The sequence below is a fragment of the Streptomyces sp. NRRL F-5650 genome (assembly GCF_000721365.1).
Taxonomy (GTDB): domain Bacteria; phylum Actinomycetota; class Actinomycetes; order Streptomycetales; family Streptomycetaceae; genus Streptomyces; species Streptomyces ardesiacus.
Window position 1 is genome coordinate 146,425 of the sequence record NZ_JOGV01000016.1, and the last position, 15,295, is coordinate 161,719.

A 15,295-nucleotide genomic window follows, 5' to 3' on the forward strand; every position below is an offset into this window, starting at 1 on the left:
GGCGCGCTTCCGCCGCCCGGTCAGTCCCGCGTCAGGCCGAAGCGGGCCCGCAGGCCCGTCGCGCGGTCGTCCGCCGCCACCGCCGCCGCTCCCGCCGTGACCGTCTCGTAGACGGACAGGATGTCCGCGCCGACCGTGGACCAGTCGAAGCGCCGCACGTGCGCGCTGCCCCGCTCCCGCAGGGCGGCGCGGCGTTCCGGGTCGGCCAGCAGGCGTACGGCGGCCCCGGCCAGGGCGTCGGCGTCCTCGTTGGGGAAGAGTTCGCCGGCTGCTCCCTGGTCGAGGACCTGGGCGAAGGCGTCCAGGTCCGCGGCGAGGACGGGGGCGCCCGCCGACATGGCCTCGACGAGGATGATGCCGAAGCTCTCGCCGCCGGTGTTGGGCGCCACGTACAGGTCGACGCTGCGCAGGAAGCGGGCCTTGTCCTCGTCGCTGATCATGCCGAGGAACTCCACGCGGGAGCGCAGTTCCCCGGGCAGGCTCTCGACCGCCTCCTCCTCGTCCCCGCGGCCCGCGACCAGGAGCCGGGTCTGCGGGCGGGCGGCGAGGATCTTCGGCAGGGCCCGCATGAGGACCGGCAGGCCCTTGCGGGGTTCGTCGATGCGCCCTATGAAGCCGATCGTGTCGCCCTGCCACTCGGGCCTGGGCTCGGCGCGGGCGAAGAAGTCGACGTCGACGCCGTTGGGGATGACGACCGCGTCGCCGCCCAGGTGCTCGACCAGCGTGCGGCGGGCGTACTCGCTCACCGCGATCCGCGCGCTGATCTTCTCCAGGGCGGCCTGGAGGATCGCGTACGCGGCGATCATCGCGCGGGAGCGCGGGTTGGACGTGTGGAACGTCGCCACGATGGGCCCCTGCGCCGCCCAGCAGGTGAGCAGGCCCAGCGACGGCGAGGTCGGTTCGTGGATGTGGATGACGTCGAAGGCGCCCTCGTGCAGCCAGCGCCGCACCCGCGCCGCGGACAGGAAGCCGAAGTTCAGCCGGGCCACCGAGCCGTTGTACGGCACCGGCACCGCGCGGCCCGCGGAGACGACGTACGGCGGCAGCGGCGTGTCGTCGTCGGCGGGGGCGAGGACGGACACCTCGTGACCGAGCCGGAGGAAGTACTCGGCGAGGTCCCGGATGTGGAACTGGACGCCGCCCGGCACGTCCCAGGAGTACGGGCAGACGATGCCGATCCTCACCGGGCGCCCCGCTCGCGGGCCCCCGGCGCCTTGGCGGGATCGAGGTCCTTCAGCCACAGGCGCTGCAGCATGTGCCAGTCCTCCGGGTGGTCGGCGATGCCCGTGGCGAAGGCGTCGGCCAGCGCCTGTGTCATGGCGGACGTCTTCTCGGCCCGGGTGCCCGCCCCGGGCACCTCGACGGGCGGGTGGACGCGGCCCCGCATCACCGGCGAGTCGTCGTACCAGAGCGTCACCGGCAGCAGCAGCGCCCCCGTCTGCTGGGCGAGCAGGGCGGGGCCGGCCGGCATCCGGGCCGTCTCCCCGAAGAAGTCGACCTCCACGCCGGAGGCGGACAGGTCGCGGTCGGCGACCAGGCAGACCAGGCCGCCGTCGCGCAGCCGCCGGGCCAGCGTGCCGAAGGCGCTGCCGCCGCTGTGCGGCAGGACCTCCATGCCGAGGCCCTCGCGATAGGCGACGAAGCGGTCGAACAGGGTCTCCGGCTTGAGGCGCTCGGCGACCGTGGTGAAGGGGATGCCGAGCTTCGTGGTGACCCAGGCGCCCGCGAGGTCCCAGTTGGCCAGGTGCGGCAGGGCGAGTATCACGCCCTTGCCGGCGGCCATGCCGTCGGTGAGGTGGTGCAGGTCCGCGGGGGCGAAGCCGCCCTCGATCCGCTCCCTGCTCCACGCCGGGAGCCGGAAGGACTCCATCCAGTAGCGCAGGTACGAACGCATGCCCGCGCGCGAGAGCGCCGCCAGCCGCTCGGGACCCGCGCCGGGCACCACGCGCGCATAGTTGCTCTCCAGGCGCCGCACGCCCGCGCCGCGCCGCTTCCAGGCGACGTCGGCGACGGTCCGGCCCAGGCGCACCGCGGCGGGCTCGGGGAGCTTCTTCACGGTGCTCCAGCCGGCGCCGTACAGACCGTCGGCCAGCCGGTCCCGAGCGCTCACTTGGCCGCCTCGGTGCCCTGGCTCTCCTGCGCGGCCCGGTCCGCCTCGGCGGCCTCCCGGCGGACCGTGACGACCCGCTGGACCAGCGTGACGAGGCTGCCGACGGCGACGATCCACAGGGCGACCGGCAGCAGGTACTGGATGCCGGGCACACCGAACTTGTGCAGCCCGGCGAACCCGGCGGCGACCAGCGAGATGACGAGGCGCTCGGCTCGCTCGACCAGCCCGTTGACGGCCACCGGCAGCCCGATCGCCTCGCCGCGCGCCTTGGTGTACGACACCACCTGGCCGCTGGCCAGGCAGAAGATCGTCACCGCGCACAGGACGTTGTCGTCGCCCGACCCGGCGTACCACAGCGCGAGACCGCCGAAGATCGCGCCGTCGGCGACCCGGTCGAGGGTGGAGTCCAGGAACGCGCCCCAGCGGCTGGAGCGGCCGAGCTGGCGGGCCATGTTGCCGTCGACCAGGTCGGAGAAGACGAAGAGCGTGATCACTACCGTGCCCCAGAAGAACTCACCCCTGGGGTAGAAGACCAGCGCACCCGCGACCACACCGGCGGTGCCGAGGAGCGTGACCGTGTCCGGGCTGACGCCCCGGCGGATGAGAAACGCGGCGAACGGTGTGAGGACACGCGTAAAAAATGCACGCGCGTACTTGTTCAGCATGGCCTTCCCGACGGTCGGTGTGGCGCCGCGGCCCTTGCTGGCCACCGGCTGGCCCATCGTAGTCACGCGCGCGGGTGGGCGGTGGCCGGGCACCCTGAGCCCGCCGGCGGGCGGCCCCGGGGGCGACGGGATCGGGTCCTTCGTATGGACGCGGCGTGACCGGAGTGGAAAGCTCGAAGGACCGCGGGCGTCGCCGGAGCCGCCGCAGCACGCGGTCCCGCGTGTCCGCGCCCACGACGACCTCACCGTGCACGGGAGGCAGAGGACATGGGCGACAAGGCACACAGCCACCCCGGAGCCGCCGGAAGGGCAACGGCGGCCGACCATCCCGCGTCCGTACGGAACGTGGTGCTGGTCGGCCACTCCGGATCGGGCAAGACGACCTTGGTGGAAGCTCTCGCGCTGACGACGGGAGCGGTGAACCGGGCGGGCCGCGTGGAGGACGGCGGCTGCGTCTCGGACTACGACGACATGGAGCACCGCCGGCAGCGCTCCGTACAGCTCTCCCTGGTGCCGGTCGAATGGGACGGCATCAAGATCAACCTGCTGGACACCCCCGGGTACGCCGACTTCGTCGGTGAGCTGAGGGCCGGTCTGCGCGCGGCGGACGCGGCCCTCTTCGTCGTCTCGGCCTCGGACGGCGTGGACGGCGCCACCCGCGTGGTCTGGGAGGAGTGCGCCGCCGTCGGCATGCCGCGCGCCATCGTGGTCACGCACCTGGAGGCCGCCCGCGCCGGCTTCGAGGAGATGACGCGGATCTGCGCGGAGGCCTTCGGCGGCGACGACCCCGACGCCGTACTGCCGCTGTACCTCCCGCTGCACGGCCCGCCCGGCCCCGACGGACACGCGCCCGTGACGGGGCTCGTGGGACTGCTCTCCCGCAAGCTCGTCGACTACGCCTCCGGCGAGCGCGTGGTGTCGGAACCGGGCGAGGCGGACCTGCCGCAGCTCGAGGAGGCCCGCTCCCTGCTCATCGAGGGGATCATCTCGGAGAGCGAGGACGAGACCCTGATGGAGCGCTACCTCGGCGGCGAGCAGGTCGACGTCAGGACGCTCGTCGAGGACCTGGAGCGGGCCGTGGCGCGCGGGGTGTTCTTCCCCGTCCTGGCGGCCGCGCCCGCCGCCGACGGCGCCCGGCAGGGACTGGGCACGGTCGAGCTCCTGGAACTGATCACGCGCGGGTTCCCCACCCCCCTGGAGCGCGCGGCGCCCCGGGTCACCACGCCCGAGGGCGCGGTGCGCGAGCTGCGGATGTGCGATCCGCAGGAGTCGCTGGTCGCGGAGGTCGTCAAGACGTCCTCGGACCCGTACGTCGGCCGGATCTCCATGGTCCGCGTCTTCTCCGGCACCCTGCACGCCGACCAGACGGTGCACGTGTCCGGGCACGGCCTGACCGACCGCGGGCACGAGGACCACGACGTCGACGAGCGGATCGGCGCCCTGTCGACGCCGTTCGGCAAGCAGCAGCGGCCGGTCACGCACGTGATCGCCGGCGACCTCGCCTGCGTGGCCAAGCTGAACCGCGCGGAGACCGGGGACACGCTCTCGGCCAAGGACGACCCGCTGCTGATGGCCCCGTGGGAGATGCCCGACCCGCTGCTGCCGCTCGCCATCGAGGCGCACAGCAAACCCGACGAGGACAAGCTCTCCCACGGGCTGGCCCGGCTGGTCGCCGAGGACCCGACGATGCGCCTGGAGCACAACCAGGACACCCACCAGGTGGTCCTGTGGTGCCTGGGCGAGGCACACGCCGACGTGGCGCTGGAACGGCTGCGCGGTCGCTACGGCGTCCAGGTCGACGTCGTGCCCCACCGGGTGCCCCTGCGCGAGACCTTCGGCGGCCGGGCGGCGGGACGCGGGCGGCACGTCAAGCAGTCCGGCGGGCACGGGCAGTACGCCATCTGCGAGATCGAGGTGGAGCCGCTGCCGGGCGGCTCGGGCATCGAGTTCGTGGACAAGGTCGTCGGCGGCGCCGTGCCCCGGCAGTTCATCCCCTCCGTCGAGAAGGGGGTGCGCGCGCAGGCCGCCAAGGGCGTCGCCGCGGGCCACCCGCTGACCGACGTGCGGATCACGCTGCTGGACGGCAAGGCGCACTCGGTGGACTCCTCCGACGCCGCGTTCCAGACGGCCGGCGCGCTGGCGCTCAGGGAGGCCGCGGCCGAGGCGCGGATCAACCTGCTGGAGCCGGTCGCCGAGGTGAGCGTCCTGGTCGGCGACGACTACGTGGGCGCCGTGATGAGCGACCTGTCCGGACGGCGCGGCAAGGTGCTGGGCACCGAGCAGACCAGCGGCGGCCGGACCCTGATCAGGGCCGAGGTGCCCGAGATCGAGATCGGCCGCTACGCCGTCGACCTGCGTTCCCTCTCCCACGGCAGCGCCCGTTTCGACCGCCGCTACGCCCGGCACGAACCGATGCCGGCCCAGGTCGCGGACCGGCTGCGCGAGGAGGTGGGGGCGGCGTCCTGACACGGCCCCGGGCCCGCGGCTCCGGTCGCCCGCCGGCCCGGGGCTCCGGTCGCCCGCCGGTCCGGAGCTCCGGTCGCCCGCCGGTCCGCGGCTCCGGTCGCCCGCCGGCCCGGGGCTCCGGTCACCCGCCGGCCCGCAGCTCCGGTCACCCGCCGGCCCGGAGCTCCGGTCACCCGCCGGCCCGCGGCTCCGGTCGCCCGCCGGTCCGGAGCTCCGGTCGCCCGTCGGTCCTGGATCCCGGTGCGGGATCCGCCGCACCAGGGCCCCGTGCCCCCGCGTCCCGAGGCCGCCCGGCCCGGCGCACGAGGGCGCACCCGGCCGTCAACCCGCGCGCGTGGGGGCGCGTTTGGGCGTCCCGTGACGCGCGACGGCAGCGGCGGATACGCTGATGACCAGATCAACAGGTGTGCGGGGCAGGGAAGTCGGGAAGGCCGCAGGAGCGACAGTGGTGGCGATCGGGGGCGGTAATGACCGTTGACGGCGGTTACGCGGACTTCTTCGGGCCGCAGGTGCCGCGCACGGACGACGGCGGCCAGACGGCCACCTTCGCGCTGGCCTCGGCCGCCTACCGGGACAGCGAGGCCGACGAGATACTGAAGGCCAACAGCGAGTGGCACAAATCGTCCGTGAGCAAACCGCGGATCAAGCTCTTCCGGCCCAATCTCGGCGAGGCGTACTCCCGCGCGATCATCGACCGGATGCTGGGCCCCAAGCGGGCCCCGCTCATCCAGTCCTTCGGCACCCAGCCCCAGGTCGTCGTCGAGCACAGCCTCGCCGCCCACCGCATACGCCGGGACCGGGACAACTGGCTCACCGCCGTCATGGTGCTGTGCGGGCTGCTGTTCCTGCCCGGGCTGCTGATCTGGCTCCTGGTCTTCCAGATCCGCACCACCGTCGCCCGGCGCGAGGACAAGCGGGCCGGCGCCCTCGCCACCGCGCTGCTCCTCGCGATGGGCGTCCTCGCCGTGCTCTTCCTGCTCAAGATGCCCTTCAGCGGCTTCTGGGCCTGGTACGCGCGCGCCTGCGTCGTCGCCCCGGTGATCGGCTGGTTCTGGGCCAAGCGGATCTGCGAGCGCACGGCACGCGACCTGCGGGAACGCTGGAGCGGCCTGCTGTCCGGCGCCGGCGTGGGCGCCAAGGTCCCCGAGGCGGTGCCGAGCAGCCCCGGCGAGACCGCCGCCGAGGAACTGCGCCAGTCCCTGGCCCGGCTCAGCGCCGAACAGCAGTCCAACTCCGTCTTCTACGCCGGCCCCAAGGGCATCCTCGGCATGGGCACCCGCTGGGGCAACTGGCAGCTCGCCGAGGAACTGGTCCCCGCCCACCCGGACCGGGAGATCAACCCGTTCCGGAGCTGGGACGTCGTCAAGGCCATCCACGACCGGCTGCGCATGCTGGAGCGCGGTCCGCTGCACACCGGCGGCTTCCCCAAGCCGACCGTACGGCACTGGATCGTGACCCCGATCGGCGAGAACGCCGACGCCGTGTCCCGGCCCGAGGGCACGGACGTCGAGGCGTACCAGGTCAAGCAGCACGCGATACAGGAGATCTGCGACAAGCAGCAGTTCGGCGCCGGCGACCGGCACTACCTCGGCGTGCAGTGGACCCTGTGGGACGGCCAGTTGGTCATCTCCATGCTGATCACGGTGACCGTGCTGCACGAAACGCTGCGCATCGAGGTCACCGGGCACGCCCTGGGACCGGTGCACTCCCTGTTCACCAGCAAGCCCGCGGCCAAGGAGAAGACGGTCCAGAAGTCGGTCAAGTTCTGGGAGACCCGCACGGTGAAGCTCCCGCTGGTCGACACCGACGAGGTGGTACGGCTGGCCGCGCGGGCCCCGCTGACCTGGTATCCCCCGCTGCTGTACTGGCTGGGCGGCAAGCTCACCCTGCCCGAGCCCTTCGGCGTGCGGCACGCCTGGGCGGACCGGCCGTGGCGGCACCGTTTCATGGCCGACGACGCCCTGCGCGCGGCCACACCGGTCCTGCGGGCGGTGCACTCGGCGGCGATCAAGGTGCTGCAGGAGAACGGCGTGGACACGGAGAAGTTCGGCGCCCGCGCGGGTGGTCTGAGCGGGGCGGTGCAGGAGGCGGTGCCGAAGAAGGCCGACGTCTACGACGCGTAGGCCCCCGGCGGTTGGGCGGGGTGTGGGCGCGGCTTCACCGGGGGCTGCCGCCCCCAGGCCCCGGCTCCCGCCTGAACGGCCTCGCCCTCGGACGCCGGACGCCGGACGGACTGGACGCTCAGGCCGTCGGCCAGGCTTCCGCCAGCATCTTGCGGGTGTCGCCCAGAAGCTGGGGCAGCACCTTCGTGTGGCCGATCGCGGGCATGAAGTTCGTGTCGCCGCCCCAGCGGGGCACCACGTGCTGGTGCAGGTGAGCGGCGATGCCCGCGCCCGCCACGGTGCCCTGGTTCATCCCCAGGTTGAACCCCTGCGCCCCGGAGGCCGTGCGCAGAGCCGTCATCGCCTGCTTGGTCAGCTCGGCCAGCTCGGCGGTCTCCACGGCGTTCAGCCCGGTGTAGTCGGCGACGTGGCGGTACGGCACGATCATCAGGTGACCGCCGTTGTACGGGTAGAGGTTGAGCACCGCGTACACATGCTCGCCGCGCCGGACGATCAGGCCGTCCTCGTCGGACTTGGCCGGGATCGAGCAGAAGGGGCAGCCGTCGTCGGCACCGGGGCCGCTCGGCTTGTTCTCACCCTGGATGTAGGCCATCCGGTGGGGCGTCCACAGACGCTGGAACGCGTCCGGCGTCCCCACTCCCAGCTGCTGTTCCGGCTCACTCGTCATGCGTGCAGCATATGGCGTCGTGCGTGGCGGACGGGAAGGCCCCCGGGGTGTTCGCCCCGGGGGCCTTCCCGTTCCCCGCGTGTGCGGGGACCACGTCACACCTGAACGCGCCGCTCCACCACGTCGACGAGCTTCGCCAGCGCCTGGTCACGCGGAATGCCGTTCTCCTGCGACCCGTCGCGGTAGCGGAACGACACCGTGCCCCCGTGCATGTCCTCGTCCCCGACGATGATCATGAACGGGACCTTCTGCTTCTGGTGCGTGCGGATCTTCTTCTGCATCCGGTCCGAGGAGGAGTCCACGTCGACGCGCAGCCCCTTGCGCCGTGCCTCGGCCGCGAACTCCTCCAGGTACTGCACGTGGGCGTCCCCCACCGGGATGCCGACCGCCTGGACCGGGGCGAGCCACGCCGGGAAGGCGCCCGCGTAGTGCTCCAGGAGCACCGCGAAGAACCGCTCGATGGAGCCGAACAGCGCACGGTGGATCATGACCGGGCGGGTCTTGGTGCCGTCCGCGGCCGTGTACTCCAGGTCGAAGCGCTCCGGCAGGTTGAAGTCGAGCTGGATGGTCGACATCTGCCAGGTGCGCCCGATGGCGTCCCTGGCCTGGACGGAGATCTTCGGGCCGTAGAAGGCGGCACCGCCCGGGTCGGCCACGAGCTTCAGGTTCTGCTTCTCGGCGACCTGGCGCAGCGTCTCGGTGGCCTCTTCCCATGCCTCGTCGGTGCCGACGAACTTCTCGGGGTCCTTGGTGGACAGCTCCAGGTAGAAGTCGGTCAGGCCGTAGTCGCGCAGCAGGTTCAGGACGAAGGTGAGGGTCTTGTCCAGCTCCTCCGACATCTGCTCGCGGGTGCAGTAGATGTGCGCGTCGTCCTGGGTGAAGCCGCGGGCCCGGGTCAGGCCGTGCACGACGCCCGACTTCTCGTACCGGTACACGGTGCCGAACTCGAACAGGCGCAGGGGCAGCTCACGGTAGGAGCGGCCGCGCGCGTCGAAGATCAGGTTGTGCATCGGGCAGTTCATGGGCTTGAGGTAGTAGTCCACGCCCTCGTCGAGCTGCATGGGGGGGTACATGCCGTCGGCGTACCAGTCCAGGTGACCCGAGGTCTCGAAGAGTTTCCCCTTGGTCGCGTGCGGGGTGTAGACGAACTCGTAGCCCTCTTCCTCGTGCCTGCGCCGCGAGTAGTCCTCCATGACCCGGCGGACGATGCCGCCCTTGGGGTGGAAGACGGCGAGGCCGGAGCCGATCTGCTCCGGGATGGAGAACAGGTCCAGCTCGCTGCCGAGCTTGCGGTGGTCCCGCTTCTCGGCCTCGGCGAGGAACTCCAGGTACGCCTTCAGCTCGTCCTTGGTGGGCCAGGCGGTGCCGTAGATGCGCTGGAGCATCGGGTTCTTCTCGCTGCCGCGCCAGTAGGCCGCGGCGTTGCGCATGAGCTTGAACGCCGGGATGCTGCGGGTGCTGGGCAGGTGGGGGCCCCGGCAGAGATCCTTCCAGCACAGCTCGCCGGTCTTGGCGTCCAGGTTGTCGTAGATCGTCAGCTCACCGGCGCCGACCTCGACGTCCGCGCCGTCGTCGTGCGAGGCGGATCCCTTGAGGCCGATCAGCTCCAGCTTGTACGGCTCGTCGGCCAGCTCCTCGCGGGCGGCGTCGTCGGTGACCACGCGGCGGGAGAACTTCTGCCCGCGCTTCTGGATCTCCTGCATCTTCTTCTCGATGGCCTTGAGGTCATCGGGGTGGAAGGGCTTCTCGGCGTCGAAGTCGTAGTAGAAGCCGTCCTTGACCGGCGGCCCGATGCCCAGCTTGGCCTCCGGGAACAGCTCCTGCACGGCCTGGGCCATGACGTGCGCGGTGGAGTGGCGCAGGATGTTCAGACCGTCCTCGGAGGAGATCTCGACGCCCTCGACGGTCTCGCCGTCCTTGACCTCGTAGGCGAGGTCCTTGAGCTCACCGGCCACGCGCGCCGCGATGATCGAGCGCCGGCCGGCGAAGAGCTCGGCGGCCGTAGTGCCCGTCGTCACCACGCGTTCTTCCTGATCCGAATCGCGTTGGATGATCACACGGACGTCTGACACCGGTCTCTCCTGACTGAAGGTGGGGCTGCGGCGCCATACCGGAGCGCACGCATGGGGCCGATCGTACCGACCCGGGCCCGCCCACCGCGAAACCAATACCGGCAGGCGCCTCCGAGGCCACGGGCCCCCGGGGGAGCCGGCCGCGGTCTTGGCATGCTCAGGCCCGGACTCCGGCCGGCCGTGGCCGACCGTGGCCGACCGTGGCCGACCCGCCAGGTCTCGATCTGCGTCCTTGCGGCGTACGCCGCAAACAGCCCGGGTATCACCGAACCGGGACAAGGGACGGTGGGTCAGTTGCCGTGCCGGGACGAGGAGTTGAGTGCCCTATGACGAGCTGGTTCGAGGGGCCGCTGGCCGCCTTCGACACGGAGACCACGGGTGTGGACACCGAGACCGACCGGATCGTGTCGGCGGCCCTCGTCGTCCAGGACGCGCCGGGGCTGCGGCCGCGGGCGACCCGGTGGCTGGTGAGCCCGGGCGTGCCGGTGCCGCGGGCGGCGACGGCGGTGCACGGGCTGACGCAGGAGTACGTGGAGCGGCACGGACGGTGGCCGGCGCCGGTGATGTACGAGATGGCGGAGGCGCTGGCCGAGCAGGCCCGCGCGGGGCGTCCGCTGGTGGTGATGAACGCGCCGTTCGACCTCACCCTGCTGGACCGGGAGTTGCGCCGGCACCGCGCCTCGTCGCTGGGCCGGTGGCTGGAGCGGACGTCGCTGCACGTGCTGGACCCGCGGGTGCTGGACCGGCACCTGGACCGGTACCGCAAGGGCGGCCGCACCCTGAGCGACCTGTGCGCGCACTACGGCGTGGAGTTGACGGCCGCGCACGACGCGGCGGCCGACGCCCAGGCGGCGCTGGAGGTCGTGCGGGCGGTGGGGCGCCGCTTCCGGGCGCGGCTGGAGCGTCTCTCCCCCGCCGAACTGCACACGTTGCAGGCCGTGTGGTACGCGGGTCAGATACGCGGGACGCAGGCGTGGTTCGCGCTCAACGGCGCCGAGGAGGAGGCGGACCCGGCCTGGCCGCTGCGCCCGGAGCTGCGGGCGGCGGCGTGACCGTGCGGGCATGAAGAAGCCGGTCCGTTCTGTGACGGACCGGCCTTTCCGGGTGGGCGATACTGGGTTCGAACCAGTGACCTCTTCGGTGTGAACGAAGCGCTCTCCCACTGAGCTAATCGCCCGGGAACGCACTGAACAATACAGGGCGCTCCGCGTTTCCATCAAACCGCCCGCCGCCCCGGTGCCAGGCGGGCGGCGAGGCCCCGGCGTCCGTCCCGCATCATGAGGCGGTGGTTGGCCCGGAACAGGAGCCGTCCCGGCACGGCGAGGCGGCGCAGCAGCGGCTTGCGTACGACGACCTCCTGGTCGTAGTGGGCGAGGCTGCCGGAGCCCCGTCCGGTGATCGTCCAGCGTGCCCAGCCCTCCATGTCGCCGTCCATCTCGACGTCCAGCACGCCGGCGGCGGGGTCCCGGTGCCCGTTGCGCAGGGTCGTCGTCAGGTCGTACAGGAGGAGGGAGCGGGCCCGCAGGACGCCGCTGGTGTCGTCGAGCCGGGTGACCTCGCGCACCTGCGGCCACCAGTGGGGGTAGTCCTCGATGCGTTCCAGGGCGCGGTAGACGTCGGGGGCGGGCGCGGGCAGCGGCCACAGGCTGCGGAAGCGGTAATGGTTCCAGTCCACCCGTGCAGTGTGCCCGCGCCCGCGCCCGGCGGGGGCCGCTACGGCATTCTGTCGCCCAGGAGTGCGAGGTTCTCGATGGCGGCGAGTCCGTAGAGGGCGGTGTCGTTGGTGGAGACCCAGCTCGCCTCGCTGCCGGGGACCAGGGCTGCGGGGCCGGTCAGTTTCTCCGTCGTCCAGGGGGCGGACTCCTTGTAGCCGTCGGAGTCGTAGAACTTCTGCCACGCGCGCGTGGCGAGCCTGTCGTCGCCGGTGCGTACGGCCGCGTAGGCGTCGAGGCGCGAGTGGCCCTGGAAGAGGATGAGGCTGCCGAAGTTGCTGCCGTAGCGTTCGGCCTGTTCCGTCTTGCTCGCGTTGAAGTACCGGCAGTAGTCGTAGTACGCCTCCTCGAACTCCGGCATGTCGACGAGGTCGATGAGTTCGGCGCACAGTTCGTTGAGGCCGAAGACGGCGGACAGGTGGGAGACCTCGACCTTCGGGGTGTCGGCGACGGCGAACCTGCCGGTGTCCAGGTCGTACAGGCCGCTGCCCTGGACGAAGCCGTTGGGCTGGGCGGCGATGGTCTCCATGGTGGACAGGACGCGGTCGCGGGCCTTCTTCCACTGGGGGCCCTTGCGTTCCCACTCGGTGAGCCAGGCCGAGACCAGTCCGCTCCAGTCGGTGCCGAAGCCGATGGACAGGGCGTTGCGGTCGGGGGTGTAGGGCTCGGTGCGGATCTTGCGCAGGGGGTCGAGGGCGAGGAAGGTCTCGTCGGAGTCGACGTTGGCGCGCATGAGGTCGCCGACGCGTTCGTCGGCGGTGAGGAAGTAGTAGAAGCGCCGGTAGGTGGTGTTGGCGATGCGTTGCTGCTTGGCGCTGTCGGCGTAGTGCTGGACGCCGTGCCGGGTGCCGAGGCCGGCCCATTCGCCGAGGTGGTAGACGTCGACCTCGCCGGTGTGCCGGGTCATGGCCTCGGCGAAGCGGAAGATGTCGGCGCGGCCGGAGCGCAGGTAGGCGTACCAGAGCCAGAGGTCCGGGGAGAGTTCGGAGTTGTCCCAGGCGTAGCCGCCGATGTCGTAGCGCCAGGTGTGCCGGGCGGCGTCGTAGGTGTGCATGATGTCGCCGTAGTCCCAGAAGCCGTACCAGCGGCGCTGTTCCACCTGGTCCTTGTAGTAGGTGAAGAGGAAGTCGAGGTGGTCCTCGATCCTGGACTTGGCGGGGGTGGAGCGGTCGGGCTCGGAGTAGAGGCCGGGGCCGAAGACCCCGGCCTTGATGAGCTGCTTCGGCGGGGCCGCCAGTTGCGGCAGGACGCGCACCGCCTCGACCTGTTCGGCGAGCTTCTCGGCGCTCGGGGTGGCGGCGTTGGCCCAGAAGAGGAGTTCGGAGGTGCGGGAGATGCCGTAGGGGGTGCCGAAGCCCGGTTCGTAGTCCTCGTAGGTGATGTTGAGGCCCTCGACCTGCTCGGGGAAGGTGTCCTGGCCCATGCCGTCGTGGTAGAAGCGCAGGTCCATGGGCTGGGCCTCGGGCGACCAGAGCCAGAGGGTGACTTCGGCCGCGTCGGTCTGGGCGTCGCGGATGTCGAGCTGGGCGGGGTACTTCTCCCAGAAGTCGCGCAGGCCGAAGGAGAGGCCGCCGCTCGCGCCTCCGACGTAGCCGAAGCCGGAGGCGCGCCGTCCGCCGCCCGCGCCGATCCAGCCGTGGCCCTTCTTGGTGCGCTTGCGCACGGTGAAGCCGTCGGCGGAGAGCTGGGAGAGGGTGTAGTCGCCCCATTCGGGGATGTACTGGAGGCGGGTGGTGACCCGTTGGTCCCAGGTGGCGGGGTCGGGCAGTTTCTCGCCGGCGAACTGCGCGGCCTGGACGGCGGCTCCGGGGTCGCGGCGCAGGCCGGTGATGCCCTTGACGGCTTCGCGGAGCAGGCCGGTGCCCTCTCCGCCGATGCGGATGTGGCGGTCGTGGGCGGCGTCGCGCATCGGGACGGTGAAGCGGACGCCGAGGCCGCGGACGAAGTCGCCGCCGGCCTTTCCGGGTTCCTGTTTCCCGTCGAAGGTGAGGGTGTGCACCATGCGGAAGGAGTCGGCGCCCGCGTAGAAGTAGAGGCGGATGGAGAAGGGGAGCCAGCCGCGGTTGCCCTTGCGGTGCTTGCCGTCGATGCGGACGACGGCGCGGACCGGGCCGTCCTGTTCGACCTTCACCGCGTCGACGGCGCCGTCGAAGCGCTCGTACTTCACGGTTCCCTGGTCGCCGTCCTCGATCTCGGGCTGGCGCAGCAGGACCAGGCGGCCGTTCTTGGCGATCTCGGTGGAGCCGCGGGTGACGGATTTGATCAGTGCCGATCCGGAGGTGCCGATCCGCGCGGTGATGACGCCGGTCGATATGTCGATGGTGCCGCCGTGCCGGGCGACGGTGACCTTCTTGGCGGGGGCGGCGGGCGCGCCGGGGGCGAGGGTGAGCTTTCCGTTTCCGGAACCGACGGCGTGGGCGGTCCACTTGAGGGAGCCGTCGGGCCAGTACGCGAGCGGCCAGGACTGTACGGGTACGGCCTTGCCGTCCGCGTCGGTGACGGCGAAGGACTGGTCCTCCTGGAAGGTGCCCCGGGGCCAGGGGACGCCGACGGTCGAGCCGGGGGCGGCGCCGAGACCTCCGTCTTCCAGCCAGGCCAGGGTGACGGGGCTGTCGTCGGCGGCCGGGGCGGCGGGGGCGGCCTGGGCGCTCCTGGTGCCCAGGGCGAAGCTGAACTGGGCGGCGGCGCCGGCGACGGCGGCCGCCTTGAGGAGGGACCTGCGGGGGATGGGGGACATGATGGCCGTTCCTTTCCGTGCGACTGTGCAAGACATGTCAAGGGCATGACAGACCGAGGTACGGCGCCGGGCACCGGCACCGGCGGGAAGGGGGCGGCGGCCGGTCCGGCACGGAACCGCCCCCGGGGAGAAGTGACCTCGTCAGCGGCGCCGGTGGCGTTCCTCCACCGCCACGGCCGCCGCGGCGACGGCGCCCAGGGCGGCGACGGCCAGCGGGGCGCTGAACCAGGCGGAGCAGACCACGACGGCCAGCCCGCCGACGAGCAGGAAGGAACCGGCGGGGTCCAGGACGGTGCGCCGGCCCGCCCGGGCGAGCAGCGACCGCCAGGAGGCACCGGGGCGCCAGACAGCCGCCGCGCGCAGTCCGGCGACGGCCGCGCCGATGAGGGCGAGGACGCCGACGGCACCGACCAGCGGTCCGCCGGGCAGACCGTCCCGTACGGCCCGTACGTCGATCCAGACCACCGTCAGGGCCACCCAGCCGGCCACCCCGACGAGCCATCCGCGGCGCACCGCCGCCCGGAAGTCGGCGACGAACTTCCGCCAGCCGCCGCTCTCGTGGGCCAGCCGGCGCCCGAGGTGCCGCGCGCCGGCCGCGAACGCGGCGGGGTAGGTGACCAGCGGCAGCGCCGCCACGGCGATCCACACGCCGGTGAGCAGGCACTCGGCGAACAGGGCGAAGCCCTGGGCGAACCGGGACTCCCCCGGTTCCGTACGGGCCTTGGCACGCGCTTCGCTCATCG

At 72.2% G+C, this 15,295-nt stretch carries 11 protein-coding genes and 1 tRNA gene; 3 read left to right on the forward strand and 9 right to left on the reverse strand.

Annotation, left to right across the window (positions count from 1 at the left end; genetic code table 11):
• Positions 1-20: 20 nt before the first annotated feature.
• Genes IG88_RS0117040 through pgsA form a run of 3 tightly spaced genes read right to left on the reverse strand, consistent with a single transcriptional unit; the run spans position 21 to position 2,832 of the window.
• Positions 21-1,184: a glycosyltransferase family 4 protein gene (locus IG88_RS0117040; RefSeq protein ID WP_031041329.1), complete on the reverse strand. Its 1,164-nt coding sequence runs from the start codon at positions 1,182-1,184 to the stop codon at positions 21-23.
• Complete coding sequence (locus IG88_RS0117045; RefSeq protein WP_031041332.1) at positions 1,181-2,110, reverse strand: phosphatidylinositol mannoside acyltransferase; 930 nt, start codon at positions 2,108-2,110, stop codon at positions 1,181-1,183. Before IG88_RS0117045 ends, IG88_RS0117040 begins: the two co-directional genes overlap by 4 nt.
• Positions 2,107-2,832: a phosphatidylinositol phosphate synthase gene (gene pgsA / locus IG88_RS0117050; RefSeq protein ID WP_031041335.1), complete on the reverse strand. Its 726-nt coding sequence runs from the start codon at positions 2,830-2,832 to the stop codon at positions 2,107-2,109. Before pgsA ends, IG88_RS0117045 begins: the two co-directional genes overlap by 4 nt.
• A 210-nt stretch (positions 2,833-3,042) precedes the next feature.
• Here pgsA and IG88_RS0117055 point away from each other — a divergent pair, with 210 nt between their 5' ends.
• Positions 3,043-5,241, forward strand: a complete 2,199-nt coding sequence (locus IG88_RS0117055) for an elongation factor G-like protein EF-G2 (RefSeq protein WP_031041338.1) — start codon at positions 3,043-3,045, stop codon at positions 5,239-5,241.
• Positions 5,242-5,708: 467 nt separating this feature from the next.
• Entirely contained in the window at positions 5,709-7,364 is a 1,656-nt protein-coding gene (locus tag IG88_RS0117060) for a hypothetical protein (RefSeq protein WP_031041341.1), read from the forward strand.
• 118 nt (positions 7,365-7,482) lie between these two features.
• Here the strand turns inward: IG88_RS0117060 and IG88_RS0117065 are convergent, their stop codons facing one another.
• Together IG88_RS0117065 and thrS are read right to left on the reverse strand one after the other, a co-directional pair.
• Positions 7,483-8,031 (reverse strand): HIT family protein, encoded by a 549-nt coding sequence (locus tag IG88_RS0117065; protein ID WP_031041344.1) that lies wholly within the window; start codon positions 8,029-8,031, stop codon positions 7,483-7,485.
• A 95-nt stretch (positions 8,032-8,126) separates the two neighbouring features.
• Positions 8,127-10,103 (reverse strand): threonine--tRNA ligase, encoded by a 1,977-nt coding sequence (thrS, locus tag IG88_RS0117070; protein ID WP_031041348.1) that lies wholly within the window; start codon positions 10,101-10,103, stop codon positions 8,127-8,129.
• Positions 10,104-10,429: 326 nt separating this feature from the next.
• Between thrS and IG88_RS0117075 the strand changes: the two genes are divergently transcribed.
• Entirely contained in the window at positions 10,430-11,155 is a 726-nt protein-coding gene (locus tag IG88_RS0117075) for an exonuclease domain-containing protein (RefSeq protein WP_031041351.1), read from the forward strand.
• Positions 11,156-11,208: 53 nt separating this feature from the next.
• On the opposite strand, the gene IG88_RS0117080 is transcribed toward IG88_RS0117075, so the two are convergent.
• The 4 genes from IG88_RS0117080 to IG88_RS0117095 all read right to left on the reverse strand — a co-directional run bounded on the left by IG88_RS0117080 (position 11,209) and on the right by IG88_RS0117095 (position 15,293).
• Positions 11,209-11,280, reverse strand: a tRNA-Val gene (locus IG88_RS0117080).
• A gap of 39 nt (positions 11,281-11,319) precedes the next feature.
• Positions 11,320-11,778: an SRPBCC family protein gene (locus IG88_RS0117085; protein ID WP_031041354.1), complete on the reverse strand. Its 459-nt coding sequence runs from the start codon at positions 11,776-11,778 to the stop codon at positions 11,320-11,322.
• A gap of 38 nt (positions 11,779-11,816) precedes the next feature.
• Positions 11,817-14,552 (reverse strand): hypothetical protein, encoded by a 2,736-nt coding sequence (locus IG88_RS0117090; RefSeq protein ID WP_031041357.1) that lies wholly within the window; start codon positions 14,550-14,552, stop codon positions 11,817-11,819.
• 141 nt (positions 14,553-14,693) lie between these two features.
• On the reverse strand, positions 14,694-15,293 hold the full coding sequence (locus tag IG88_RS0117095; protein WP_031041360.1) for a hypothetical protein: 600 nt from the start codon (positions 15,291-15,293) through the stop codon (positions 14,694-14,696).
• Between the last annotated feature and the right edge of the window lie 2 nt (positions 15,294-15,295).

Coding starts and splice junctions, on each gene's coding strand:
- IG88_RS0117090 (WP_031041357.1), bottom strand. CDS start 14,552: ATGTCCCCCATCCCCCGCAGGTCCCTCCTCAAGGCGGCCGCCGTCGCC.
- IG88_RS0117065 (WP_031041344.1), bottom strand. CDS start 8,031: ATGACGAGTGAGCCGGAACAGCAGCTGGGAGTGGGGACGCCGGACGCG.
- IG88_RS0117055 (WP_031041338.1), top strand. CDS start 3,043: ATGGGCGACAAGGCACACAGCCACCCCGGAGCCGCCGGAAGGGCAACG.
- pgsA (WP_031041335.1), bottom strand. CDS start 2,832: ATGGGCCAGCCGGTGGCCAGCAAGGGCCGCGGCGCCACACCGACCGTC.
- IG88_RS0117060 (WP_031041341.1), top strand. CDS start 5,709: ATGACCGTTGACGGCGGTTACGCGGACTTCTTCGGGCCGCAGGTGCCG.
- IG88_RS0117095 (WP_031041360.1), bottom strand. CDS start 15,293: ATGAGCGAAGCGCGTGCCAAGGCCCGTACGGAACCGGGGGAGTCCCGG.
- IG88_RS0117075 (WP_031041351.1), top strand. CDS start 10,430: ATGACGAGCTGGTTCGAGGGGCCGCTGGCCGCCTTCGACACGGAGACC.